Raw genomic sequence first — 22,681 nt, forward strand, 5'->3', positions numbered from 1 at the left:
AGGCGGGCCACCACATGGTCAATCGCGCGTTCATGGCCGGAATCCTACGCAGCTTCCGTGACGCAGCGCCAGCTTCCCGGGCCGGCCGGTTTCGCCTCGGCCTTCGGGTCGGCGTGGATCAGGCGGCACGCCGCGGTCAGGTCGGCCGGCTGGGCGGCGCCCAGGAACGGCTCGCACATCCACGTGCCGCCCTGAAGTTCGGCGGTGGTGAGCGGGCCCGTCGTCGCGACGCAGTACCGCGTGAGGCCGGCCTGATCAAGCACGCCCAGCACGACGGGTGGGCGCTTCTTACGGCGTTGTCGCGCCACGTCGGGGGTCGCCCTCTTCGGGGTGTACGCCTTCGGCGTCGCGATCGCCCGGGAGGTGTTCTGCTCGAACCGGGGGACCGGATGGTTGCTGCGCACCTGGACGAATCGGGCGCCGATCAGGGCCAGGCTGACCAGGCTGAGCGTGGCGCAGACGGCGAGGATCAGCCCGGGTTGCCGGCGCCGGTGTCGCGGCCGGGGCGCGAGGTATCGGCCGCGCCCGTGGCCGCGATGTTCCGTCACTCACGCAACGTTACTTTTGCTGGTCCTCGCGCCGGTCATCGTCACGGTGCGTGTGTCATCCGTCGTTCGGTCGAGGCCGGTCACCCCTGTCCCAGTGGTAGACCCTGGCGGTATCCGGGCGCCGGATGCCGCTCTGCGCCACCACTCGTACCGTCAGGCCTCGGTGTACGCGTCGCGCACCGCGTGCCGCGCCCACCGCATGCGGCCGGGCGCGCAGTCCGGGTGCTCGCCGAACTCCTGGGCGACCAGCTCGGCGCAGCCGCCGGCGCCCAGCCGCTCCAGCGCGGCGATGACCGCCTCGCGGACCGACTCGGGCGACGGGCGCTGCGAGCGTTGCAGGTCGGAAGCGAACAGTGCCTCGGTCCGGACGTCATCGGTGAGCAGTGCGGTCATCGGATCCTCCTGCCGGGTCTCGGTTCTTCGTGCCTCTGTCAAGAAGACCGCTCGCCGGTTGGCGCTCCGCTGCGCCCGGGTTGCCATGCCGTTGCGGGATCCCGGGTCATAACCGGATTAACCGGATATCGTCCCGATAGGTAGCGTCTGTGAAAGAACCGGGGGACAAGCCGTGACGGTGGTGCTGGTCGCCGACGACGACGCCGATATCCGCGACCTGGTCTCGTTCAAGCTCGAGCAGGCCGGCCTGGAGGTCGTCCCGGTCGAGGACGGCCAGGCCGCGCTGGAGCAGGCCCGCGCCCGCCGGCCCACGCTGGCCGTCCTGGACGTGTCCATGCCCGGCCTGTCCGGCATCGACGTGTGCCGGATGCTCCGGGCCGACCCGGCCACCGCCGGGATCCTGATCATCATGCTCACCGCCCGGGTCCAGGAGCAGGACGTCGAGGGCGGGTTCAGCGCCGGCGCCGACGACTACGTGACCAAGCCGTTCAGCCCGCGCGAGCTGGTCTCCCGGATCCAGGCCCTGCTCAGCCGAACCAGGGCCTGACCGGCAGACCTCATGCGCGGCGACGGATCGGTCCGGCGGCTGCTCGGGCGGACGTTCGCGCTCCTGACCCTGCTGATCCTCGGCGCCGGGCTGGCCGAGATGGTCGCGGTGCTGCTCCAGCACCGGGTGGTCGATCAGCTCAGCACCCACGTCCAGCCGCTCCAGGTGGCCAACGCCCACCTGCGCGGCGTCCTCGCCGACGCCCAGCGGAGCCTGCGCGGCTACCTGCTCACCGGGGACGGCCAGATGCTGGACGGCTACTACGTCGCGCGCAGCGACTACGGGAAGGCCGTGGACGACGTCGAGACGCTGGTCGGCGACCGGGAGCAGGGCGGCGTCACCACCCAGCTCCGGCACGCCGACCAGTGGTGGGCGGTGGCCGAGCGGCAGCGCCGGACGCCGCCCCGCGGCGAGGCCGCGGCCGAGTACGTGACCGAGGGCAAGCCGCTGTTCCAGGCCTTCGCCGCCGCCAACCAGGAGCTGGACCTCTCGCTGGCCGCCCGGAGGGCCGCCCTGCAGCGTCGCAGCGCCCGGCTCGAGTGGCTCACCGTGAGCGCCGTCGCGGCACTCACCGTGATCGCGGCCGTGACCGCGGCGATCGCCGCGGCCCGCGCGAACCGCCGGATCACCACGCCCTTGGGCCGCCTCGTCGAGGTGCTCGACCGGCAACGCGCCGGTGACCACGCCGCCCGCGCCGACCCGGCGGCCGGACCGGCCGAGATCCGGGCGGTCGCCGAGGCGATCAACATCCGGGCCGAGGAGGCCGACCGGGCCCGCACCGCCGACCAGGACGTGGCCCGGCTCCGCGGCGCCGTGCGCGAGCTGGGCTATCGGATCCGGGTCACCTGGTCGTCGACGACGCCATCCGGGAGGCGGTGCACGGCCTGGCCGGGATGCTCGGCGCCGACCACGTACTGGTGCGGACCATGGCGAACGGTGTGCCGCCGGCGGTCAGCCTGCACGACGAGCACCGGCCCGGCGGCCCGCTGGCCGACCTGGCCGCCCGTGACACCACCTGGCTGCGCAGCGGCGACGTCTGGGCCACCGACGACCCGGCCCCGGCCGGCGACGTGCGGCCGACCGAGCAGGAGCAGCGCGCGTGGCGGGTGGGCCGGCGACGGGCCCGTCCTCACGGTCGCGGTCAGCGGCGGGGACGAGTGCATCGGCGCGCTGACCCTGATGCGTGACGGCGGGCCGTCGTGGACGGCGGTCGAGACGCGGCTGGCCGAGGTGGTCGCGGCCGACCTGGGGCGCGGCGTGCACCACGCCCGGCTGTACGAGCACGAGCAACACCTGGTGGCCAGGTTGCAGGAGCTGGACACCGCCAAGACCGACTTCATGTCGACCGTGTCGCACGAGTTGCGTACGCCGCTGACCAGCATCTCCGGCTATCTGGAACTGATGCTGGACGCCGAGGCGGGCGAACTGTCCGACCCGCAGCGCCGGATGCTCGAGGTGATCTCCCGGAACACCCGGCGGCTGCGCGAGCTGATCGAGGACATGCTGATCCTGTCCCGGATCGAGTCCGGCGCGTTCCGGATCAGCAAGCGCGACGCCGAGCTGGCCGGCCTGATCGACACTGCCCTGACGGCGATCGAGCCGGCCGCCGCCAAGGCGTCGGTGTCGCTGCACACCGAGGTGGCCGGCCCGCTGGCGCTGCGCGCCGACCCCGAGCAGATCGACCGGGTGCTGATCAACCTGCTGACCAACGCGGTCAAGTTCACCCCGCCCGAGGGCACGGTCACGGTGCGCGCGACCCGCGAGGACGACGAGATGGTGCTGGTCGTGGCCGACACCGGGATGGGCATCCCCGAGGCCGAGCAGCAGGCCCTGTTCGCCCGCTTCTTCCGCGCCACCAACGCCATCCACCAGGCCATCCCGGGCACCGGCCTGGGCCTGGCCATCGTCCGCACGATCATCGACAACCACGGCGGCTCGATCTCGGTCACCTCGACCGAGCGCGTGGGAACCACCGTGACCGTCCGACTCCCGGTCTCCTAGCCGGCCCGTTTGCTCTGAGCGCGTATAGGCAACACCCGGGCCCGAGGGTGTATGGCTCTGAGCGCGTATAGGCAACGCCGCGGCCCCTTTGCTCTGAGCGCGTATAGGCAACGCCGCGGCCCCTTTGCTCTGAGCGCGTATAGGCAACGCCGCGGCCCCTTTGCTCTGAGCGCGTATGGGCAACACCCGGGCCCGGGGGTGTATGGCTCTGAGCGCGTATAGGCAACGCCGGCTGGCGGACGGTCAGTCCAGATCGGACAGGTCGAGGACGAAGCGGTAGCGGACGTCGCCCTTCTCGAGGCGGGTGAGGGCCTCCTCGACGCGGGACGAGGGGACCAGCTCGATGTCGGCCGTGATGCCGTGCTCGGCCGCGAAGGCCAGCAGCTCGGCCGTGTGCTTGCGGCCGCCCACCCCGGACGAGGTCAGCTTCTTGCGGCCGAAGACCAGGTCCATGAGGCGGACCGGCGCCTCCAGCGGGGCGCCCAGCACGCTCAGCGTGCCCTCGAAGGCGAGCAGGGCCAGTAGCGGCGAGAAGTCGTGCGGCGCGGCGATGGTGTCCAGGATCAGGTCGAACCGGCCGAAGGCCTGCTTCAGCTGGGCCTCGTCGGTGGTGATGACGACGTCGGTGGCGCCGAGCGCGCGGGCGTCGGCGGCCTTGTCCGGCGTACGGGTGAGCACGGTGACCTCGGCGCCGAGCGCGACCGCGAGCTTGACGCCGAGGTGGCCCAGCCCGCCCAGCCCGGCGACGGCGACCCGGCGGCCCGGCCCGACCCCGGCCGAGCGCAGCGGCTCCCACACGGTGATGCCGGCGCACATGAGCGGGGCGGCGGCGGCCGGGTCGAGGCCGTCCGGCAGCCGGTAGGCGAAGGTCTCCCGCACCACGTACTCCCGGCTGTAGCCGCCCTTGGTCACCGTGCCGTCGATCCGGTCGGCGCCGCCGTAGGTGCTGACCGCCCGCTCGTAGCAGAAGTTCTCCTGCCCGATGCGGCACATCGGGCAGGCGCCGCACGAGTCGACGAGGGTGCCGACGGCCACCCGGTCGCCCGGCGTGAACCCGGTCACCGCGGCGCCGGCCTCGGTGACCGTGCCGGTGAACTCGTGGCCCGGCACCAGCCCGTCGGTCGGCTTGCCGACGATGCCGTGGATGGCGTGCAGGTCGCTGTGGCAGACGCCGCAGAAGTCGACGCGTACGGCGAGATCGTCCTCGCGCAGGTCGCGGCGCTCGAGCGGGACGCGTTGCAGGGCGGTCGAGTTGCCGGTGCTCTGCCAGGCGGTGGTGGTGCGCATGAGCCCTCCCAAACAAACTATTCGGTCTGCCCGAGACCGTAGCCGCTGATCGGCGAAAAACAAACCAACTCGTCTGTTTTGTTAGGGTGAACACGTGCCTGACCTGCCGACCACCGCCCGGGGCGCCGCGACCAGCCGCCGCATCCTCGACGCGGCCCGGGGCGAGTTCGCCGAGCGGGGCATCGCCGGCGCCCGGATCGACCGCATCACCGCCACCGCGCGCACCAACAAGGCCCAGGTGTACGGCTACTTCGGCAGCAAGGAAGGCCTGTTCGAGGCGGTGCTGGCCGACTGCCGGGCGCAGGGCGAGACCGTCCCGTTCGACGCCGGCGACCTGGCCGGCTGGGCCGTCGGCCTGTACGACGCCCACCTGCGCAACCGAGACCTGTTCCGGCTGATGGCCTGGGCCCGGCTGGAGCAGCGCCAGGCCGGCTTCCTGCTCAGCGACGGCGACACCGCCCCCAAGATCAAGGCCGTGGCCGACGCGCAGGCCGCCGGTCACCTGCGTCCCGGCAACCCGGCCGACCTGCTGCTGATGGTCTTCTCGATGGCGTCGGCGTGGTCGCCGTTCGGCGGCATCTACGCCGCGACGGCCGACGAGCCGGCCGCCGACCACGATCGCCGCCGGGCCATGCTCCGCGCCACCGTCGAACGCGCGGTGTCGCCGCTCCCGCGCTGATCGGGGGTCAGACCTTGCGGTACTTGGCCTCGGCCATCGAGAACAGGCCGTAGGACAGGAAGCCCAGCGCCACCAGGAGCAGGAGCCAGAAGCCGTAGGTCTCGCCGGCCAGGGCCCGCAACGCCGCGTCCAGGCCGCGGGCCTTGCTCGGGTCGTACTGGAGGGCCGCGGTCACGAAGAGGACGCCGGCGATGCCGTACGCGATGCCCTTGGCGGTGAAACCCACCTCGCCCAGCCGGCGCAGCAGATTGCGGGTCGCCCTGGTCATCCGGCTGACCCGCAGGTGGCGCTCGAAGCGCTTGGTCAGGCCGGCGATCGCCAGGCCGGCGCCGATGGCCACCACGATCAGACCCGCCGCGATCACCGCGACCCGGCCGGCGCCGGAGCCGAGCAGGCCCTCGGCCGCGTTCTGCTGGGTGTCGGCGCTGGACGCGGGCTTGCTGCGCAGCACCTTGACGCCGTTCCAGCCCAGATAGAGGTAGAACGCGGCCCGGCCGGCCGAGGCCACCCGCTCAGGCAGGCGGCGATCCTCGAAGATCTCCAGCACCTGCCACACGGCCATCGCCACCAGGCCGACGATGATCGTCACGATCAGCGCCACGCCGAACGGCGACTCGGCCAGCTTCTGCATCGCGCCGGACTGGTCGCCGTCGGCGGCGCGACTGCCGAAGGCGATGCGCACGATCAGGTACGCGAAGAGCAGGTGCACGATGCCGTAGCCGATGAAGCCGGCCCGGGTCAGCTTCTCCAGCCAGGAGTGTTGGGTGGGCATGGCCCGCCTCTTGACCCGCCGGCTCTCCGGCGAAACGTGTACTTTGCAGCCGTCGGTCAGCTCGGGTCGGCGTCGGGCGTGCCGTCGAGCAGCTTCTCCTGCAGGGCCAGGTGGTTCTGGAGGGCGGCGTGATAGCCCGCGGCCAGCCGGGTCAGGTCGTCGATCTCGTGCAGCAGGGCGGTGCGGGCGCCCTGGGTGCCGGCGACCGCTTCGCCGTGTTGCCGGCGGGCGTCGCTCTCGATCCGCAGCACCGACGCCCGCGCGTCGGTGACCGTGCGGTCGGCCTGCTCGCGCGCCGAGGCGATCAGCGCGTTCGACTCGTCCTCGGCCTCGCGCAGGTGGGTCTGGGCCGTGGTCTCGGCCATGGCCAGAACCCGGTCGGTGTTCTTCGTCACTGGCGCGCTCGGGGGCGCGGCCGAGGCGGCCCGGCGGGCGGCGTCGAGCCGTGCCTGCACCTCGCGGGCCTCGCGCTCGGCCCGGTCGCGGGCCTCGGCCGCGCGCCTCAGCTCGGCGTTGAGGGCGGCGAGGTCGGGGCGGGGCGAGGGGGGCGACGGGTGGCTGGGCTCGACCGTCTGGCCGGCCCGCCGTCGCAGCTCCTCGTTCAGCTCGAGCAGGGCGATCATCTCTTCGGAGACCTCGTCCAGCAGGGCGTCGACCTCTTCTTCGTGGTAGCCGCGCTTGCCCAGCGGCGACTTGCCGAAGACGGTGTTGTGAATGTCGGCGGGGGTGAGCGGCACGTTGCTCCTCATCAGAATCCGGTGGCGGGCCCGTCGCACGACGCCGACCGGCTCATCGCCCGTCGGCGTGGGCCGGCCGGCGATCGATCTGGTCGAACTGTACGCCCTTCGCGCTCCAGGCATGGGTGCCGATGGCTGTGGCGGCGCGCTCACAGACTGGCGTCAACCCGGCCACGGAGACCACAGATGGCCTGGTGGAACCGGTTCAGGAGAGGGTGCCGCGCTTCCTCGCCGGCCGGTTCACGCCGCCGGCCGGTTGCCGGTTCCGGCCACGGGTCGCCGAATCGGCCGACGTCGTTCCTAGGATCGCTCCATGCGTACCCCTCTGACGGTTTGCCTGCTTCTGGTCATGGCGGCGGCCGGTTGTGGCTCGGGGAAGACCGAGTTCGTGCCGGTGGAGTTCGGGACCGCACGGCCGGGCGGGGAGAAGATCGCGGTCGCGAAGGCCGAGGTGATCCCCGCGTCGCAGTGGCCGAGCGCGTGCAAGCTGCTGACCGACGGCGAGATCACGGCGCTGCTGCCGCAGGCCACGAAGATCACGCGCAGCCCGCGGCCGGTGAAGATCATCTCGATCCTGCAGAAGGACCAGAACTCGACGGCGGCCGAGGGGGAGTGCTCGTACAAGTTCTGGCTGAAGGGCGCGTCGATCGAGGAGGCGACGTCCAGCATCATCGTCAGCATCCGGGCCATGGGCGACCCGGCGCTGATCAAGGCGCACTACGAGAAGCACCTGGCCGACGACCGGAAACGCACCGACCAGGCCAGGGCCGAGGACCACGGCGACCGGCTCGGTGCCGAGGCCTGCTACGGCTGGGTCGACTCGCTGTCCACGCTGGTCTGCCGCCAGGGACCGCTGATGTTCGAGATCCGCGGGATGGGCTCCGGCGCCTTCGCCGGCGTCCCGTCCGGCCTCACGGCCGAGGCCATCCATTGGCGTGACAAGGCGCAGGGCCCGGTCGCCCAGTTGATCGCGGCCAAGGTTCCCTAGCCGGTCACGATGGCGATGTCGTCGACGTAGCCGCGGAAGAGGCCGGTGTTGCGGGGCTGGTCGTAGCCGATCCGGATCTGGTCGACCACGCCGCCGGCCAGCGGGTTCAGGCGGACCTGGACCTGGTTCCACTGGTTGGGGACCAGGTGGTTGCCCTCGCCCTGGAACTGCGGGTGGGCGCGGGTGCCGTACTGGTCGACGGCGCCCGAGTCGCGGAGGCTGCGGCCGTCGGTCAGGGACAGGTCGACGGCCACCGAGGTCGCGTTCGCGCTCTGCGGGTAGATCCAATAGGTGAGCGTGGACGCGGCCTCCAGCGGGAGGTGCACGTCGAGGACGCGGTTGTAGGAGTAGGACTGGGTGGCGCTGGTGTCGTTGCCCGAGAACATCAGCGCGTACGTGTCGCTGTGGGCCGTCTCCTGCCGGCGGCCGGACTCCATGGTGGTCAGGCCGCAGCAGTAGCCGCCCACGTTCAGTGATCCCTGAACGGTGTCGGTCCAGGTGATCGGCGCCTCGAAGGCGGTCCGGAGGAGCGGCCACGATCGGCCGGCGCCCAGCGCCGGGCGCAGGGCGGCGTACCAGATGGTGGCGAGCTTCTGGTAGCCCGCGTCGGTCGGGTGGATGCCGTCGCCGCTGATGTCGTCGATGGTCAGCGAGCCGTTCAGGTCGGCCAGCCAGACCCGGTGGCCGGCCGCCGTCTCGTCCCGGGCGATCGCCGGCAGCTGGGCGTTGAAGGCCTGCGCCTCGGCGTTGTTGCCGGCGTCCCGGGACGGCACCAGCGTCGAGAAGACCACGGCGATGCCGGGGCGGGCGGCCACGATGCGCTGGATCAGGGAGCGCATGCGGGCGGGCGCGTTGGGCAGGTCGTAGTTCTGGATCGTGTCGTTGGTGCCGACGTTGATCAGCACCACGTCGGGCTGGTAGGTGGCCAGCCAGCCGTCGACGGCGGCCGCGACCTGGTCGATCCGCCAGCCGGGGTGCCCCTCGTTGTCCTTGTCGGCCATCGTGCCGGACTGCTGCGACCCGACGTAGTCGATCGCCACACCGGCGCCGGCCAGGTGCTGACGCAGGCCCTCGCGATAGCCGTTGCCGTCGCTGGACGCGGTGCCCCAGGTGATCGAGGCGCCCAGCGGCATCACCCTGATGGGGTCGGCGGCGGCCGCGGAGGGCGCGGCGAGCCCGGCGGCGACGAGGACAGTGCTGATCAGACCGCGGAGCATGAGGTCCCCTGACATCGATGTCAGACCATCAAACCGCAAGACAATGATGTACGTCAATGTCTCAGATGATCAGACCGCCCAGCCGTCGCAGCGACGCCGTGCCCTCGTCGAAATAGGCGTTGTGTTCGTCATCGCGGTTCCCGTTGTCGTCGTGCAAGATCTGGGCGCCCCACGACTCCAGCGGGTCAGCCGGGTCGGCGCCGTGATCTCCGCCAAAGGTTTGCGCCGCCGGCCCCTGGATCCAGTCGTCGGGCGAGGTGATGGCATAGACGTGCTGCCCCTCGTAGCCCTCGCGCACGCCGTCGAGATTCAGCTCCGAGACGTGATCGACCGGGATGCCGGGGCTGGCCACCAGCACCAGGTCGTCGGCATTTAGGCCGTCGCCGTGCGCGGCGATCCCGGCCACCACGGTGCCATAGCTGTGAGCGATCACCGTCTGGTGCGCGGCGGCGCCGTTGTGCGTGGCGCGCAACCCGTCCTGGAACCGGTCGAGGGCGGGCGCGGCCGCCTCGGCGGGTGCCGCCCAGATGGCTCCGTCGATGGTCGGCGTGTCGTAGCCCACCCAGGCGATGACTGACGTCTGCGCCGCCACGGCCGGGTCCGCGGAGACCTCGCCGGCGGCGGCCCGCAGCCGCTCGGCCCGGCCGATCTCGCCGTCGATCGTGCCGAGGCGGGTGTCCACGCCGGGCACGACCGTGCTGACGTTGACCGCGTTGTCCGGGTTGCCGATCGCGACAATCGCCTGGCCCCGGCCGCTGGTGTCCAGTCCAAGCAGCAGTCGCTCGCCGCCGGGGTTCTCACGCAGGAGCTTGAGTCCGTCGATGCGCTCCTGGAGATCATGGATTTCCCGGGGATCGCCGTCCCGGCGCAGGGGCGGCGTGTCCCGCACTTCGTCGAGCCGCGTCTGGAGGGCGCCGATCTCCCGGTCGAGTACCGACCGGTTTGTTTCATCGCGCACCGCGGCCGGGATGCCGTCCAGGTTGCGGATGGCGTCCGGGTTCTCGCGCTTCAGCGCGTCCTGGGTGGCGTCCGGCTGGGTCTGCCACCAGGCGCGGATGTCACCGGGGGCGGCGCCGGGCGGCGGCAGCTCGGCCCGGCCCAGCGGCGCGCCCGCCGAGCCGGTGATCTGCTCCGCGCCTCCCTGCATGAGGCGGTCGACCTCGCCGGCGACCGCGGTGACGAACGCCGCGCGCCGGGCCGGCAGCTCGCCCTGATAGAGCAGCTCGTTGCGTTCCATCAGGTTCTTGATCGCGAGCTTGACCGAGGAGACCGTCGAGGCGTACGCGTCGGCCCGCCGCCCCAGCTCGACCATCTCCGAGCCGGTCCGGCCCACCGTGCCCAGGTGCCCGCCGGCCCGGGTCAGATAGGCCTTCCCCACGTCGTCGATCCAGCTCTGCTCCACCTCGGCGAGCGAGAAGCCGGCGGTACGGATGAACGCGTCGCCCTGCCCGCGCCAGGTGGCCGACAGCTCCCGCATCGCGTCCTCGTCGGCCTGCGGCCAGGCCGGTCGCCGGTCGGCCTGCATCTCGGCCACGACCTGCGGCCAGAGGTCGCCGCCGGGCTGCGCGACGGGCATGTCAGGCCTCGTCGATGATGACGCGGGCCAGGGTGTCGCGGGCGAAGTCCTCCGCCCCGGTGTACATCCGGACGCACTCGACGCCGACCTCCCCGTCCTTCCGGACCTCGCCCGGCGTCTGGTCGGCGATCGACCTGATCAGATCTCGGTCGGTCTCGTAGATGGCCTTGAAGGCGTCGGCCAGCACGTCGTTGCCGATCGCGCGCTCGGCCGTGCCGACCGCCGCGCGGCCGGTCTGCCAGCCGGTCCCCAGATCGTCACCGGCCACCGCGAGCCGGTGGGCGAGCGGCTCGACCACGTCCGTCCACATGTCCATCCGCCCACGATGCCGCCCGTGGCCGGCCCGGCGGGCACGGTGGCAGCAACCGGCCTCACCGCCACACGCGGGTGCCGATCAGCGGGAACGGGGCGGTCGTCTCGGCCAGGGCGGCGCGCGTGCCGAGGGACGTGCCGACGACCAGGGCGACGTCGCCACGGGTCACTGGTGGTAGCCGGACAGGAAGCGGGCCAGCCGGTCGATGGCGTCGTCGAGCACGTCCACCGGGGCCAGGAACACGACCCGGAGGTGGTCGGTGGTCGGGAAGTTGAAGCCGGTGCCGTGCGAGAGCAGCAGGTGTTCCTGCTCCAGCAGATCGATGATCATCCGCTCGTCGTCGCGGATCTTGTGCATCTCGGGGTCGAGGCGGGCGAACAGGTACAGCGCGCCGCCCGGCTTGGTGCAGGTGACGCCGGGGATGTCGGTGAGTTTGCGCCAGGCGTGATCGCGCTGCTCGTACAGCCGACCCCCGGGTTTGATCAACTCGACGATGCTCTGGTAGCCGCCCAGGGCGGTCTGCACCGCGTGCTGCGCCGGGACGTTGGGGCAGAGGCGCATGTTGGCCAGGAGCTGCAGGCCCTCCAGGTATTCCTCGGACCGCGCCTTGGGGCCGGAGACCGCCAGCCAGCCCGAGCGGAGACCGGCCGCGCGGTACGTCTTCGACAGCCCGCTCATCGTGAGCACGAGCAGGTCGGGGGCCAGGGCCGCGGCACACTCGTGCACCGCGCCGTCGAACAGGATCTTGTCGTAGATCTCGTCGGAGAGCACCAGCAGGTCGTGCTTGCGGGCGATGTCGAGCAGCCCGAGCAGGATGTCGCGCGAGTAGACGGCCCCGGTCGGGTTGTTCGGGTTGATGATCACCAGGGCGCGGGTCTTCGGCGTGATCGAGGCCGCGACGTGGGCCAGGTCGGGCTCCCAGTCGCGTTCCTCGTCGCAGCGGTAGTGCACGGCCCGGCCGCCGCAGAGCGACACGGCGCCGGTCCACAGCGGATAGTCGGGGCTCGGCACCAGCACCTCGTCGCCGGTGTTCAGCAGACCCTGGAGGCTCATCACGATCAGCTCGGAGACGCCGTTGCCGAGGAACACGTCGTCCGGCTGCACGTCGCGGACGCCGAGCGTCTGGTAGTACTGCGCCACGGCGACCCGGGCCGAGTAGATGCCGCGGGCGTCGCTGTAGCCCTGGGCGTCGCGCAGGTTGTGCACCACGTCGGTCATGATCGGCTCGGGCGTGTTCAGGCCCCACGGCGCCGGGTTGCCGATGTTGAGCTTGAGCAGCCGGTGCCCGGCGTTCTCGAGCTCCTGGGCTCGGCGCAGCACCGGACCGCGGATGTCGTACCGGACGTTCTTCAGCCTGCTCGCCTGCTCCACCATGACCTCAGCCTAAAGCCCGTCCCGACCGCCACATAACGGGTAATTTGCTCCTTATGCTACGGATCTTCACGATCATCATCGTGGTGCTGGCGGCCATTCGTGGTCACCGCCGTGGCGATCGTCGCGGTCCGGGTGCTGCGCCAGGTCCGCCGCCGCCGGCAGGCCACCCTGGCCGCCGGGCCGCGCCGGGAACTGCTGGCCTTCGTCGCGGACAACGGCGAGCAGGGCAGCCACGGCCTGGTCGCCATCCCCGAGGACGCCTGGAAGGCCGCCGAGCCCGGCGCCCTCAGCCTGCTCGGCAAGCTGCGCGGCGAGGCCCACCTGGCGCTCGTCTCGGTCTTTCTGCGCCGCGGCACCGCCCGCCGCGCCCTCTACGACCTGCGCTCCCGCAGCCGGGTCAAGCGCGCCCGGGCGGCCCAGGTGCTCGGCGACCTGGAGCTGCGCCAGGCCGTGCCGGAGCTGTGCCGGCTGCTCACCGACCGGCACGCGGAAGTGCGCGTGGTGGCCGTGCGGGCGCTCGGCCGGATCGGCGACCCGGCCGCGGCCTGGCGGATCATCGCCAGCCTGGACCAGTCCGACCCGGTGGCGTCCCTGCTGGCCACCCACACCCTGGTGCAACTCGGCCCCGAGGCGGAGGTCACCCTCTCGGCCGCGCTCGATCACCCCGAGGCCCGGGTACGTGCGGTCTGCCTCGAAGCCCTGGGACTGCTGGGCGCCACCGGGGCCCTGGACCGGGTCGCCCGGGTGCTGCGCGAGGACAGCGTGCTCGACGTACGCGTAGCCGCCGCCACCAACCTCGGCCGGCTCGGCACCCGCGGCGCCGTGGAACCGCTGACCGAGGCCCTGACCCCGGCCCGGCCCACCGCCCTGCGCTCCGCGGCCGCCCGCGCGCTCGGCGACCTGGGCGCGCCCTCCGCCGTGGAGGCGCTGGTGAGCATGATCGACGACGAGCACTACCGGGTGGCGCACGAGGCCGCCCACGCGCTGCGCCGGCTCGGGCCACGCGGCCTGCGAGCGCTGCGGGAGGTGCTGGAACTCGACGACGCCGAGGACCGAGGGCGGCACGCCCAGCCTTCATCGGCGGCCGCGCATGCCCGGGAGGCGCTGGCCATGGCTTCGTTGACGGCTTCCTTGGAAGAGCCGGTGGCCGTCGGATGAGCGTCGAACTCGTCCGGCCGATCCTGCACGCCACCGACTGGGCGATCTTCGCCTACTTCGTCGCCCTCAACTCCAGCTACCTGGTGCTGATCCTGCTGGCCGGGCTGGAGTTCGGGCGGCACCTGCGGCGGCTGCCGTTCGCCGGGCAGGACGACATGTTCCGGTCGCCGCTCACGCTGCCGGTCTCGGTGATCGTGCCGGCCTACAACGAGGGCCCCGGGATCGTGGCCGCGGTCCAGGCGATGACCGCGCTGCGCTACCCGAAGTACGAGGTCGTGGTGGTCGACGACGGCTCGGCCGACAACACCTTCGAGCAGCTGCGGGACCACTTCGACCTGGTCGAGATCCCGCGCGTGGTGCCCGGCGAGGTCCCGTACACCAGCCAGGTCCTGTCGGTGCACGCGGCCCGGGCCAATCCGGAGACCCTGACCGTCGTCCGGAAGACCAACGGCGGCAAGTCCGACGCCCTCAACGTGGGCATCAACCTGGCCCGGCACCCGCTGGTCTGCATGGTCGACGCCGACTCGGTCCTCGACCCCGACGCGCTGCTGTCGGTGGCCAAGCCGTTCGGCGACGACCCGCTGCGGGTGGCGGCGTGCGGCGGCGTGGTGCGGATCGCCAACGGCTGCAAGGTGGTCGGCGGCCGGGTGGTCGACGTCCGGATGCCGCGCACCTGGCTGGTCCGGGTGCAGGTCGTCGAATACCTGCGGGCGTTCCTGATGGGCCGCACGGGCTGGTCACGCCTGGGCGGCCTGGTCGTCATCTCCGGCGCCTTCGGCATCTTCCGGCGCGACCTGGTGGTCAAGATCGGCGGAATGGCCCACGACACCGTCGGCGAGGACGCCGAGCTGGTCGTACGCCTGCACCACTACCTGCGCGAACGCGGCGAGGACTACCGGGTCATCTTCGTGGCCGAGCCGGTCAGCTGGAGCGAGGCCCCCAGCAGCCTCCGCGTCCTCGGCCACCAGCGCCGCCGCTGGCACCGGGGCATCGCCGAGATCCTCAGCAAACACCGCCGCATGGTCCTCAACCCCCGCTACGGCCGCATCGGGCTGCTCGCCCTGCCCTACTACGTGGCCTTCGAGCTGGCCGCCCCGTTCATCGAACTCGCGGCCCTGGTGCTCGTGCCGCTGGGGCTCTGGGCAGACGCCATCAACCTGGACTTCGCGTGGCGGTTCGCGCTTGTCGCCTACGGCTACGGATTGTTGATCAGCCTGGTGTCGCTGTTCATCGAGGAGGTGTCGTTCCATCGTTATCCACGATGGACGGACCTGCTGCGCGGCGTGCTCGCGGCGATTATCGAGAACTTCGGCTATCGCCAGATCCTCGCGCTGTGGCAGGTGTCGGGGGCGGCCCACGCGTGGCGCGGCCGCCCGGCCGTCTGGGGGGTCATGCAACGCGAGGGCTTCGACACGGTCCCGGCCGATTCCGCCGAACTCGTCGGAGCCGGCTCGTCCCGTCCCGGAGATGGTGTATAGCCGGCAGGACATACCGGGGGTCCTCGCCAATTTGGCCGGGGCCCCCAATCTTTTCCCCGGTGCGCAAGCGATCACCTGCGCGGTTCGAGGATGTCGACCACTCTCAAGTCGGTCTCGTCACCGACCAGGTCGAGACCGTTCTCGGCGCGAGCGGCCAGGTCGAGCGGGGCGAGGCTCTCGACGAGGGCGGCGTGAGTGATGCGGTCGAGCCCGGCGCCCACCAGCGGAACAGCGGTGCGCAGCGTGGCCTCCAAGGCGACGCCCTGGGTGGAACCGCCATGCAACACGATGTTGCGTGCCCGACAGAGGCGCCGCATCGTGATCCGCAGGACAGTGCCCGCGCTCGTGAGTTCGGTCCGGGGATCGGTGACGACCCGGCGCATCCGATGTATAGCCGCGACATCGGCGTCACGCCGAAAGCCGCCGGCCGGTTCCAGGGCGATTCCGGCTTTGAGGGCCTCTTCGACGGCGAATGCTCGGTCCCGGTTCGTCGAGCAGGTCGCCAGTCTCTCGGCCAGCGCATCGGGCTTCGAAGGTTGATGGCGGCCGGCCTGATGCCGTTCCGGTTCGCTCTCATGAACGATGACCGCGCGACCATGTCCTCGACGAACTCGCGTGCTTGAGAGGCGGCGCTGAACGGGTCCCGAGCAGTCACCCGATAGAGGAATCCGCCCCCGGCTCGGACGCCGCTGACCGGATGGCCGCGCTGTCTGAGCCAGGCCATGACCTCGCGGTCGGAGATCCACGCGTCGTGCTGTTCGGCCAGTTCTCGCTCAGGCACACTGTCCAGTGCGGCCAGAACGGTGAAGACCCGCGGTTGAGCCGAGTCGAGCGCCACCGCGCTGTCGAGGACGTCCGCCGCGCTTGCGCGTTGGCGGGTGAGTTGCTTGATCCAAGCCCTCAGATGGTTGGCGTCGTAGCCGAGGTCGAGCAGGTGCGCCGCGACGACCCGAGCCAGCCGCTCCGGCTTCGGCCGGTTCACTTCCGGGCGTGCGGCTGCGGCGGCCCAGCGGAGCAGGTAACCACCCCGAGCGTGATCGACGATGTCTCGCAAGCGGCGATGGCCGGCGCTCAGGTCGGGGAGCGGATTGCTCAGTAGCGAGGTCACCGTGGCACGCAGTCGCTCTGACTCGCCATTGTCCAATGGGTCAGTGGACGGCGTTCTCGGGGATCTGGGGGTGGCGGAGGCCGGGGTGCCCGGCGGGGAGGCTGCGGCGGATCACCCACCAGCTCACGGCGATCACCGCGGCGACCAGGGGCCAGGTCAGGGCGATCTGGGCGACGCCCAGGGCGACGACCTGGCCGGCCGCGTACAGGGGCAGGAAGACGGCCAGGCGCACCACGTATTGCAGGACCCAGACCCAACTGCCTTTCTGGTACGCCGTGAGCAGCGCCGGGTCGCGGCGCCAGCTGGTGCGCTGGCCCAGGACGCCGCCCACGACGAGGCCCAGGAGGGGCCAGCGGATGACGATGCTGACTGCCCAGGCCAGGGCGCTGGCGCCGTTGGTGAGGAGGCGGATCAGGAAGAAGTCTTCGGCTCGGCCGGTTCGCAGGGCGACCAGGGCGGCCACGCAGACGCCCAGGAGGCCGATGAGGACGGCGCCGGGCCGGTCGCCGCGGCGCAGGCGCCAGGCGGCCATGGCCAGGGCCACCAGGACCGCGGCGGCGGAGCCCCAGGCTATCGAGTGGCCGGTGGCCAGCCAGCCGGCCAGGAAGCCGGCGACCGGCGCGCTGGCGTCCAGGGCCGCGCGGCGGCCGCCCAGCAGATCCGACAGCGACTCGTCCGCCACCCGACACCCCCCAATGAGTTAGGTAAGCCTAACCGCTTCAGTCCTTTTTGGGGGTGGTGGCGGGGCTGGGGGCGGCGGGTGTGCCACATGCGGAAAATTGTTCAACAACTCTTTCCAGATCGTTGAACAATCTCTACCGTCAAGGGATCGACGGATACCCCCAGTGGTCAGGAGCACACCATGCCACCTGAGTCATCCGCACCGGCCGCCATCACGGCGGAGTCCAGCCCCAAAGCCCGCCGTACCGCCCTGATCGGGGCGATCTTCCTGATGGCCACCAGCGCCATCGGGCCGGGCTTCATCACCCAGACGACCACCTTCACGGTCGCGCTCGGCGCGGCGTTCGCCTTCGGCATCCTGATGTCGGTGCTGGTCGACTTCGTCGTCCAGATGAACATCTGGCGGATCGTCTCGGTCACCGGCAAACGGGCCCACGAGATCGCCAACGCCGTCGTCCCGGGAGCCGGACACCTGCTCGCCGTGCTGGTCATCCTCGGCGGGCTGGTCTTCAACATCGGCAACGTGGCCGGCACCGGGCTGGGCCTGAACGCGGCGATCGGGCTGGACCCGAAGATCGGCGGCGCGATCAGCGCGCTGATCGGCATCTCGCTGTTCGTCGTCAAGCGCGCGGGGCTGGCCATGGACCGGGTGCTCATCGTGCTCGGCCTGCTGATGATCGGGCTGACCCTGTACGTCGCGATCGTCTCGGGGCCGCCGGTCGGCGAGGCGCTCACCCAGACCGTCTGGCCGGACACCATCGACTTCGCCGCGATCACCACGATCATCGGGGGCACGGTCGGCGGCTACATCACCTACTCGGGAGCCCACCGGCTGCTCGACAGCGGCACCACCGGGCCCGAGCACCTGCGCGAGGTGACACGCGGCGCGCTGACCGGCATCGCGGTCACGGGGCTGATGCGCTTCCTGCTCTTCCTCGCCATCCTCGGCGTGGTCGCGGGCGGCGTCGCGCTGAACACCAAGGGCAACGCCACCGCGGACGCCTTCGAGTCGGCGGCCGGCCAGATCGGGCTGCGGGCGTTCGGCGTGGTGCTGTGGGCGGCCGCCATCACGTCGGTGATCGGCGCGGCGTACACCTCGGTCTCGTTCTTCGACGCTTTCTCCCGGCGCTTCACCGAGACGCGTACGCGGAACTGGACGACCGTCGCCTTCATCGTGGTCAGCACGATCATCTTCCTGCTGGTCGGCGCCGCACCCGCCGCCCTGCTGGTGTTCGCCGGCGGATTCAACGGGCTGATCCTGCCGATCGGGTTCACGATCCTGCTGTACGCGGCCTGGCGGCGACGCGAGCTCCTGGGCGGCTATCGCTATCCCGGGTGGCTGCTCGTCGCCGGAGCGGTGGTCGCCGCGTTGACCTGGTACATGGGCGTGGTCTCGGCGCAGAAGATCTTCGAGTACCTGGCGTCCTGACCGTTCACGACTTTTCTGGCGGCTCGGGCGGGTGCGGCAACACCCGTCCCGAGCCGCTCCGGAGGGAACCATGGATCTGAACGCGGACCTGGGCGAGGGCTTCGGCACCTGGCGGCTCGGCGACGACAACGCGCTGCTCGAGGTCGTGACCAGCGCCAACATCGCGTGCGGCTTCCACGCCGGCGACCCGCGGACCCTGCTGGCCACCTGCGAACGGGCGGTCACCCGGGGCGTCGCCATCGGCGCGCAGGTCGGCTACCGCGACCTGCCCGGCTTCGGGCGGCGGTTCATCGACTACGACCCGGCCGACCTGGTCGCCGACGTGCTCTACCAGCTGTCGGCGCTGGACGGGCTGGCCCGGGTGGCCGGGTCGCGGGTGCGCTACGTGAAACCGCACGGCGCGCTCTACAACGCGATCGTGTCGCACCAACGGCAGGCCGCGGCGGTGGTCGAGGCGATCAGCCGGTTCGACTCCCGGCTGCCCGTGCTCCACCTGCCCGGAACGGTGTTCAGCGACGTGGCCTCGGCCGCCGGGCTGCGGGTCGTCACCGAAGCCTTCGCCGACCGCGGCTACACGCCCGAGGGCACGCTGGTGTCCCGGCGCTCACCCGGCGCGCTGCTCGACGACCCGTCCGAGGTCGCCGCGCGGATGGTGCGGCTGGTCACGGCGGGCGAGCTGGTCGCCGTCGACGGCACGATCATCTCCGTACGCGCGGACTCCATCTGTGTGCACGGCGACACCCCCGGCGCGGTCACGATAGCCCGCGCCGTGGCGAAATCGCTGGCTGACGCAGGCGTACCCGTCAAGCCTTTCGTTCTGTCATGATCGCCGCGCAGCTCCGCTCCTCGTTCCGCGACGGCGTGGTCCGCCCCACCGCCGGGCTCGCGCCGGGTCTCGCCCAGGCCAACCTCATCGCCGTGCCGCGCGAATGGGCCTACGACATGCTGCTGTACGGGCAGCGCAACCCACGCCCCTGCCCCGTGCTCGACGTGACCTCGTCCTGGACCACCCCGCTGGCGCCCGGCGCCGACCTGCGCACCGACCTGCCGCTCTACCGCGTCTGGGAGGACGGGGCGCTCGTCGCTTCACCCTCCGACGTCACGCCCCACTGGCGGGACGATCTGGTGGCGTTCCTGATCGGATGCAGCTTCAGCTTCGAGGCGGCGCTGATCGCGGCCGGGATCGAGATGCGGCACATCGCCCTCGGGCGCAACGTGCCGATGTACCGGACCAACGTCGCCTGCCGCCCCGCCGGACGGCTGCACGGGGAGATGGTCGTGTCGATGCGACCCATCCCGGCCGGGCAGGTGGCGCTGGCCACGACGATCAGCGCGCGCTTCCCGGACGTGCACGGGGCGCCCGTACACATCGGAGACCCGGCCTCGCTCGGCATCACCGACCTGGACTCGCCCGACTTCGGCGACGCCGTCCCCGTCGCCTCCACCGAGGTGCCGGTCTTCTGGGCGTGCGGCGTCACCCCGCAGGTGGCGGTCATGGCCTCCGGCGTGCCCTACGCCATCACCCACGCGCCCGGACACATGCTGATCACCGACGTCCCCGACACGAGATACCAGGTATGAGCACACGTTTCCTGCGCTGCGGCCGCGAAGCCGTCCTGGCCGAAGTGGCCGACCTGTCCGCCGCCATGGCGCTGTACGCGACGCTGCGGGAGGCGGCGCCGCCCGGCGTGATCGACCTGGTACCGGCCGCCCGGACGGTGCTGATCCGGCTCGACCCCGCGGTGCTCGCACCCTCCGCGGTGCCCGGCCTGATCTCCACCCTGCCGACCCCCGAGCGCCCATCCGTCGACGTGGGCTCGGTGACCATTCCGGTGCGGTACGACGGAGAGGACCTGCTTGACGTCGCCACGCATGTGGGCGTAACGGCCGACGAGGTGGTGAAGATGCACACGGCGGGGGAGTGGACGGTCGCCTTCACCGGATTCGCGCCCGGGTTCGGCTACCTCATCGGGGGCGACCCGCGGCTGACCGTGCCACGGCGGTCGTCACCGCGTACCCGGATCCCGGCCGGCTCGGTCGCCCTCGCCGGACCGTACTCCGGGGTCTACCCCAACGAGAGCCCCGGCGGCTGGCAGCTGATCGGGCGGACGGAACTGCGCATCTGGGACCTCGACCGCGACCCGCCGGCGCTGCTCACGCCCGGCGTGCGGGTCCGCTTCCAGGCGGTGACCTGACATGCGGATGACGGTGGTGAGGACCGGCCCCCGCGTTGTGGTGAAAGACCTCGGACGGCCCGGGCACGGCGCCCTCGGGGTGGCGCCGTCGGGGGCGGCCGACCGGGGGGCGCTGACGCGGGCCAACGCGCTGGTGGGGAACCCGGGCTGGAGTGCCGGGCTGGAGTGCACGCTGGGCGGGCTGCGGGTGGTGTTCGACTTCGACGCCGTGGTGGCGCTGACCGGGAGTGATGCGTCGTTGCTGGTGGATGGGGCGGCGCATGCGTCCGAGCGGGTGGTGGAGGTGGCGGCCGGGAGTGTGGTGCAGGTGGGGATGCCGCGGCGGGGGGTGCGGTCCTATCTGGCCGTGCGGGGCGGGATTGACGTGGCGCCGGTGTTGGGGTCGCGGTCGACGGATGCGTCAGGGTTGGGGCCGGCGCGGCCGGCGGCTGGCGATGAGCTGCCGATCGGCGCCCCTCCACGCAGGGGGGTGGGTAGCGCTGATCGACGGCCCGCCGCCTCCCCCACCCCGGCACTGGGTGGGTCGGAATCTAGCCCGCCGGAACCGCTTTCCGGCCGGTCATCCACAGGTGACGACCATCTCATCCTTGAAGTAGACCTCGGGCCGCGCGACGACTGGTTCACCGACGACGCGGTGGCGACCTTCCTCGGTGAGACCTACACGGTCACGCCGGCGAGCGACACGGTCGGCCTCCGTCTCGACGGCCCGGCTCTCACCCGGAGCCGCACCGAGGAGCTGCCCAGCGAGGGGGTGGTCCGCGGTTCGGTCCAGGTGCCGCCGAACGGCCTGCCGATCATCTTCCAGGCCGACCATCCGGTGACCGGGGGGTATCCGGTGATCGCGGTGCTGACGCCGGCCGCCGCCGATCGGGCCGCCCAGCTGCGCCCGGGCCAGTCGGTCCGCTTCACGGAGGCGCCTGCGTGATCGGCCTTCAGCGCGCATCTGGTCAGAGGTCGTTGCTGGTCAGCGGGTTGAGGCGAGTGGCTTGCCGGTTGTCTCAGCCGGCCGAGGGCCCGCTCGATCAAGCGGGACACGGTCACGTCGTGCTCATCGATGAGCACAAACCTAAGCCTTGCGGAGCAGCAGGTAGCCCTGCGGGCAGGACTCGGACTCCTCAGGCGGCCGGCTGCCCTGGAACACCACGTCGAAGCCGGCGCCGACAGCCAGGTCGATCATCTCCTGGGCGGGCAGCCAGTACGAATCGAACTCGACCCCGAGACCGGCCGACCGCCCGCTGCGCCGGTGCCGGCCGTCGCCGTCCTTGAACGCGGCCACCAGATAGCCACCCGGCTTGACGACCCTCGCGAGCTCGGCGAACGCGGGCTTCCGGTCGGGTGGCGCCAGGAAGATCAGCGAGTACCAACACACCACACCAGCCAGCGAGGCCTCCGGGAACGGCAGGCCGCGCAGGTCGGCCACCTCGAACGGGAACGCCGGATGATCACGGCGAGCGACGTCGATCATGCCGGGAGAAAGGTCGACGCCGCGTGGCGAAAGGCCGCGCGACGCCAAGTACGGTTCAAGGCGACCGGTACCGCACCCGACGTCGGCCACCTCGGCGCCCAGACCTGCGCCCAGGGTGAGTTCACTGAAGAGGTCGAGGACCGCGCGTTCGACCGGCATCGAGTCCAAGAGGCCGGCCAGCCGCTCCGCGTACCAGTCGGCGAGCACATCATGGGCGTGGCGAAGTTCTTCGATCGGGGCCTCCACGGCCGGAGACCCTAGCGGTTACGCCGTGCCCCGGGCGATCTCGATGCGAGCCGGAGACGAGTCATGTCACTGCAGGATCGGGGAAGCGGTCGATCCCCCTCGCCAATATCGTTGCTGCTATGGCCGTCGCACGCATGCCTCTCATCGTCATCGACTGTCCCGATCCTGGTGTGCTGGCCAGGTTCTATGGCGCGATGCTGGATTGGACGGTCGACTTCTCCGCCGAGCGGGCTTCGGTCTGTGGTGGGGACGGCCGGTGCATCTCGTTTCATCGGGTCGTTGACTACGCGCCGCCGACGTGGCCGACCCAGGACCGGCCCCAGCAGATGCACCTCGACATGCTCGTCGACGATCTCGATGCGGCCGAGGCGGTCGTGATCGAGCTCGGTGCGACCAGGCATCCGGAGCAGCCCGATACCTCTTTCCGGATCTTCCTGGACCCCGCAGGTCACCCCTTCTGCCTCTGTTTGAGGTGATCCGGACAGGGCC

The 22,681-nt window shown here is 71.5% G+C and carries 26 protein-coding genes; 14 read left to right on the plus strand and 12 right to left on the minus strand.

Going from position 1 to position 22,681, the window contains the following annotated elements:
• Positions 1–44: 44 nt before the first annotated feature.
• The gene (locus AB0O15_RS18545; protein WP_364319831.1) at positions 45–548 is read right to left on the minus strand and encodes a hypothetical protein; all 504 of its coding nucleotides are present in this window, start codon (positions 546–548) and stop codon (positions 45–47) included.
• 153 nt (positions 549–701) lie between these two features.
• Positions 702–941: a hypothetical protein gene (locus tag AB0O15_RS18550; RefSeq protein ID WP_364319832.1), complete on the minus strand. Its 240-nt coding sequence runs from the start codon at positions 939–941 to the stop codon at positions 702–704.
• Between the two features lie 172 nt (positions 942–1,113).
• Here AB0O15_RS18550 and AB0O15_RS18555 point away from each other — a divergent pair, with 172 nt between their 5' ends.
• Together AB0O15_RS18555 and AB0O15_RS18560 are read left to right on the plus strand one after the other, a co-directional pair.
• A complete protein-coding gene (locus tag AB0O15_RS18555; RefSeq protein ID WP_364319834.1) occupies positions 1,114–1,488 on the plus strand; it encodes a response regulator in 375 nt (124 codons plus the stop codon).
• 12 nt (positions 1,489–1,500) lie between these two features.
• Complete coding sequence (locus tag AB0O15_RS18560; protein ID WP_364319836.1) at positions 1,501–3,489, plus strand: ATP-binding protein; 1,989 nt, start codon at positions 1,501–1,503, stop codon at positions 3,487–3,489.
• A gap of 243 nt (positions 3,490–3,732) precedes the next feature.
• On the opposite strand, the gene AB0O15_RS18565 is transcribed toward AB0O15_RS18560, so the two are convergent.
• Positions 3,733–4,776: an NAD(P)-dependent alcohol dehydrogenase gene (locus AB0O15_RS18565; RefSeq protein WP_364319838.1), complete on the minus strand. Its 1,044-nt coding sequence runs from the start codon at positions 4,774–4,776 to the stop codon at positions 3,733–3,735.
• Positions 4,777–4,870: 94 nt separating this feature from the next.
• Between AB0O15_RS18565 and AB0O15_RS18570 the strand changes: the two genes are divergently transcribed.
• Positions 4,871–5,455, plus strand: coding sequence for a TetR family transcriptional regulator (locus AB0O15_RS18570; protein WP_364319840.1), 585 nt, complete (start codon positions 4,871–4,873; stop codon positions 5,453–5,455).
• Positions 5,456–5,462: 7 nt separating this feature from the next.
• On the opposite strand, the gene AB0O15_RS18575 is transcribed toward AB0O15_RS18570, so the two are convergent.
• Positions 5,463–6,227 carry a DUF1206 domain-containing protein gene (locus AB0O15_RS18575; protein WP_364319841.1) on the minus strand — a complete coding sequence of 255 codons (765 nt, stop codon included), beginning with the start codon at positions 6,225–6,227 and terminating at the stop codon, positions 5,463–5,465.
• Between the two features lie 56 nt (positions 6,228–6,283).
• Positions 6,284–6,976, minus strand: coding sequence for a DivIVA domain-containing protein (locus tag AB0O15_RS18580; protein WP_364319843.1), 693 nt, complete (start codon positions 6,974–6,976; stop codon positions 6,284–6,286).
• 301 nt (positions 6,977–7,277) lie between these two features.
• On the opposite strand from AB0O15_RS18580, the gene AB0O15_RS18585 reads away from it, so the two are divergent.
• Positions 7,278–7,952, plus strand: a complete 675-nt coding sequence (locus AB0O15_RS18585; protein WP_364319845.1) for a hypothetical protein — start codon at positions 7,278–7,280, stop codon at positions 7,950–7,952.
• Here the strand turns inward: AB0O15_RS18585 and AB0O15_RS18590 are convergent.
• The 4 genes from AB0O15_RS18590 to AB0O15_RS18605 all read right to left on the minus strand — a co-directional run bounded on the left by AB0O15_RS18590 (position 7,949) and on the right by AB0O15_RS18605 (position 12,432).
• Positions 7,949–9,184, minus strand: coding sequence for an SGNH/GDSL hydrolase family protein (locus AB0O15_RS18590; RefSeq protein WP_364319846.1), 1,236 nt, complete (start codon positions 9,182–9,184; stop codon positions 7,949–7,951). The two genes, AB0O15_RS18585 and AB0O15_RS18590, sit on opposite strands and share 4 nt — an antisense overlap.
• Positions 9,185–9,230: 46 nt before the next feature.
• A complete protein-coding gene (locus tag AB0O15_RS18595) occupies positions 9,231–10,745 on the minus strand; it encodes an alpha/beta hydrolase (RefSeq protein ID WP_364319848.1) in 1,515 nt (504 codons plus the stop codon).
• Between the two features lies 1 nt (position 10,746).
• Positions 10,747–11,061: a hypothetical protein gene (locus AB0O15_RS18600; protein WP_364319850.1), complete on the minus strand. Its 315-nt coding sequence runs from the start codon at positions 11,059–11,061 to the stop codon at positions 10,747–10,749.
• A 162-nt stretch (positions 11,062–11,223) separates the two neighbouring features.
• Positions 11,224–12,432, minus strand: a complete 1,209-nt coding sequence (locus tag AB0O15_RS18605; protein WP_364319852.1) for a pyridoxal phosphate-dependent aminotransferase — start codon at positions 12,430–12,432, stop codon at positions 11,224–11,226.
• Positions 12,433–12,543: 111 nt separating this feature from the next.
• Between AB0O15_RS18605 and AB0O15_RS18610 the strand changes: the two genes are divergently transcribed.
• Together AB0O15_RS18610 and AB0O15_RS18615 are read left to right on the plus strand one after the other, a co-directional pair.
• Complete coding sequence (locus AB0O15_RS18610) at positions 12,544–13,590, plus strand: HEAT repeat domain-containing protein (RefSeq protein WP_364319854.1); 1,047 nt, start codon at positions 12,544–12,546, stop codon at positions 13,588–13,590.
• Positions 13,587–15,068, plus strand: a complete 1,482-nt coding sequence (locus AB0O15_RS18615) for a glycosyltransferase (RefSeq protein ID WP_364319856.1) — start codon at positions 13,587–13,589, stop codon at positions 15,066–15,068. Before AB0O15_RS18610 ends, AB0O15_RS18615 begins: the two co-directional genes overlap by 4 nt.
• Before the next feature lie 71 nt (positions 15,069–15,139).
• Here AB0O15_RS18615 and AB0O15_RS18620 read toward each other — a convergent pair whose 3' ends face one another.
• Positions 15,140–15,451 carry a hypothetical protein gene (locus AB0O15_RS18620; protein ID WP_364319858.1) on the minus strand — a complete coding sequence of 104 codons (312 nt, stop codon included), beginning with the start codon at positions 15,449–15,451 and terminating at the stop codon, positions 15,140–15,142.
• 3 nt (positions 15,452–15,454) lie between these two features.
• Between AB0O15_RS18620 and AB0O15_RS18625 the strand changes: the two genes are divergently transcribed.
• Both AB0O15_RS18625 and AB0O15_RS18630 read left to right on the plus strand, forming a co-directional pair.
• Positions 15,455–15,691 (plus strand): hypothetical protein, encoded by a 237-nt coding sequence (locus AB0O15_RS18625; protein WP_364319860.1) that lies wholly within the window; start codon positions 15,455–15,457, stop codon positions 15,689–15,691.
• A gap of 74 nt (positions 15,692–15,765) precedes the next feature.
• Complete coding sequence (locus AB0O15_RS18630) at positions 15,766–16,167, plus strand: hypothetical protein (RefSeq protein WP_364319862.1); 402 nt, start codon at positions 15,766–15,768, stop codon at positions 16,165–16,167.
• Positions 16,168–16,216: 49 nt separating this feature from the next.
• Here the strand turns inward: AB0O15_RS18630 and AB0O15_RS18635 are convergent, their stop codons facing one another.
• Positions 16,217–16,858: a DUF3159 domain-containing protein gene (locus AB0O15_RS18635; protein WP_364319864.1), complete on the minus strand. Its 642-nt coding sequence runs from the start codon at positions 16,856–16,858 to the stop codon at positions 16,217–16,219.
• 180 nt (positions 16,859–17,038) lie between these two features.
• Here AB0O15_RS18635 and AB0O15_RS18640 point away from each other — a divergent pair, with 180 nt between their 5' ends.
• The 5 genes from AB0O15_RS18640 to AB0O15_RS18660 all read left to right on the plus strand — a co-directional run bounded on the left by AB0O15_RS18640 (position 17,039) and on the right by AB0O15_RS18660 (position 21,406).
• Entirely contained in the window at positions 17,039–18,286 is a 1,248-nt protein-coding gene (locus AB0O15_RS18640; protein ID WP_364319866.1) for an NRAMP family divalent metal transporter, read from the plus strand.
• 70 nt (positions 18,287–18,356) lie between these two features.
• Complete coding sequence (locus tag AB0O15_RS18645) at positions 18,357–19,112, plus strand: 5-oxoprolinase subunit PxpA (RefSeq protein ID WP_364319868.1); 756 nt, start codon at positions 18,357–18,359, stop codon at positions 19,110–19,112.
• A complete protein-coding gene (locus tag AB0O15_RS18650) occupies positions 19,109–19,867 on the plus strand; it encodes a putative hydro-lyase (protein ID WP_364319870.1) in 759 nt (252 codons plus the stop codon). The genes AB0O15_RS18645 and AB0O15_RS18650 overlap by 4 nt, the downstream gene beginning before the upstream one ends.
• On the plus strand, positions 19,864–20,481 hold the full coding sequence (gene pxpB, locus AB0O15_RS18655; RefSeq protein WP_364319872.1) for a 5-oxoprolinase subunit PxpB: 618 nt from the start codon (positions 19,864–19,866) through the stop codon (positions 20,479–20,481). The genes AB0O15_RS18650 and pxpB overlap by 4 nt, the downstream gene beginning before the upstream one ends.
• Before the next feature lies 1 nt (position 20,482).
• Positions 20,483–21,406 carry a biotin-dependent carboxyltransferase family protein gene (locus AB0O15_RS18660; RefSeq protein ID WP_364319873.1) on the plus strand — a complete coding sequence of 308 codons (924 nt, stop codon included), beginning with the start codon at positions 20,483–20,485 and terminating at the stop codon, positions 21,404–21,406.
• Positions 21,407–21,547: 141 nt separating this feature from the next.
• Here the strand turns inward: AB0O15_RS18660 and AB0O15_RS18665 are convergent, their stop codons facing one another.
• Positions 21,548–22,192, minus strand: a complete 645-nt coding sequence (locus AB0O15_RS18665; protein ID WP_364319874.1) for a class I SAM-dependent methyltransferase — start codon at positions 22,190–22,192, stop codon at positions 21,548–21,550.
• A 119-nt stretch (positions 22,193–22,311) separates the two neighbouring features.
• Between AB0O15_RS18665 and AB0O15_RS18670 the strand changes: the two genes are divergently transcribed.
• Positions 22,312–22,668 (plus strand): VOC family protein, encoded by a 357-nt coding sequence (locus AB0O15_RS18670; protein ID WP_364319876.1) that lies wholly within the window; start codon positions 22,312–22,314, stop codon positions 22,666–22,668.
• Positions 22,669–22,681: the final 13 nt, after the last annotated feature.

This window comes from Actinoplanes sp. NPDC089786 (assembly GCF_040684855.1).
Taxonomy (GTDB): Bacteria; Actinomycetota; Actinomycetes; order Mycobacteriales; family Micromonosporaceae; genus Actinoplanes.

Coding starts and splice junctions, on each gene's coding strand:
- AB0O15_RS18550 (WP_364319832.1), bottom strand. CDS start 941: ATGACCGCACTGCTCACCGATGACGTCCGGACCGAGGCACTGTTCGCT.
- AB0O15_RS18560 (WP_364319836.1), top strand. CDS start 1,501: ATGCGCGGCGACGGATCGGTCCGGCGGCTGCTCGGGCGGACGTTCGCG.
- AB0O15_RS18565 (WP_364319838.1), bottom strand. CDS start 4,776: ATGCGCACCACCACCGCCTGGCAGAGCACCGGCAACTCGACCGCCCTG.
- AB0O15_RS18575 (WP_364319841.1), bottom strand. CDS start 6,227: ATGCCCACCCAACACTCCTGGCTGGAGAAGCTGACCCGGGCCGGCTTC.
- AB0O15_RS18580 (WP_364319843.1), bottom strand. CDS start 6,976: ATGAGGAGCAACGTGCCGCTCACCCCCGCCGACATTCACAACACCGTC.
- AB0O15_RS18585 (WP_364319845.1), top strand. CDS start 7,278: ATGCGTACCCCTCTGACGGTTTGCCTGCTTCTGGTCATGGCGGCGGCC.
- AB0O15_RS18590 (WP_364319846.1), bottom strand. CDS start 9,184: ATGTCAGGGGACCTCATGCTCCGCGGTCTGATCAGCACTGTCCTCGTC.
- AB0O15_RS18595 (WP_364319848.1), bottom strand. CDS start 10,745: ATGCCCGTCGCGCAGCCCGGCGGCGACCTCTGGCCGCAGGTCGTGGCC.
- AB0O15_RS18600 (WP_364319850.1), bottom strand. CDS start 11,061: ATGGACATGTGGACGGACGTGGTCGAGCCGCTCGCCCACCGGCTCGCG.
- AB0O15_RS18605 (WP_364319852.1), bottom strand. CDS start 12,432: ATGGTGGAGCAGGCGAGCAGGCTGAAGAACGTCCGGTACGACATCCGC.
- AB0O15_RS18615 (WP_364319856.1), top strand. CDS start 13,587: ATGAGCGTCGAACTCGTCCGGCCGATCCTGCACGCCACCGACTGGGCG.
- AB0O15_RS18620 (WP_364319858.1), bottom strand. CDS start 15,451: ATGCGCCGGGTCGTCACCGATCCCCGGACCGAACTCACGAGCGCGGGC.
- AB0O15_RS18625 (WP_364319860.1), top strand. CDS start 15,455: ATGTATAGCCGCGACATCGGCGTCACGCCGAAAGCCGCCGGCCGGTTC.
- AB0O15_RS18630 (WP_364319862.1), top strand. CDS start 15,766: ATGGCCGCGCTGTCTGAGCCAGGCCATGACCTCGCGGTCGGAGATCCA.
- AB0O15_RS18640 (WP_364319866.1), top strand. CDS start 17,039: ATGCCACCTGAGTCATCCGCACCGGCCGCCATCACGGCGGAGTCCAGC.
- AB0O15_RS18645 (WP_364319868.1), top strand. CDS start 18,357: ATGGATCTGAACGCGGACCTGGGCGAGGGCTTCGGCACCTGGCGGCTC.
- AB0O15_RS18650 (WP_364319870.1), top strand. CDS start 19,109: ATGATCGCCGCGCAGCTCCGCTCCTCGTTCCGCGACGGCGTGGTCCGC.
- pxpB (WP_364319872.1), top strand. CDS start 19,864: ATGAGCACACGTTTCCTGCGCTGCGGCCGCGAAGCCGTCCTGGCCGAA.
- AB0O15_RS18660 (WP_364319873.1), top strand. CDS start 20,483: ATGCGGATGACGGTGGTGAGGACCGGCCCCCGCGTTGTGGTGAAAGAC.
- AB0O15_RS18670 (WP_364319876.1), top strand. CDS start 22,312: ATGGCCGTCGCACGCATGCCTCTCATCGTCATCGACTGTCCCGATCCT.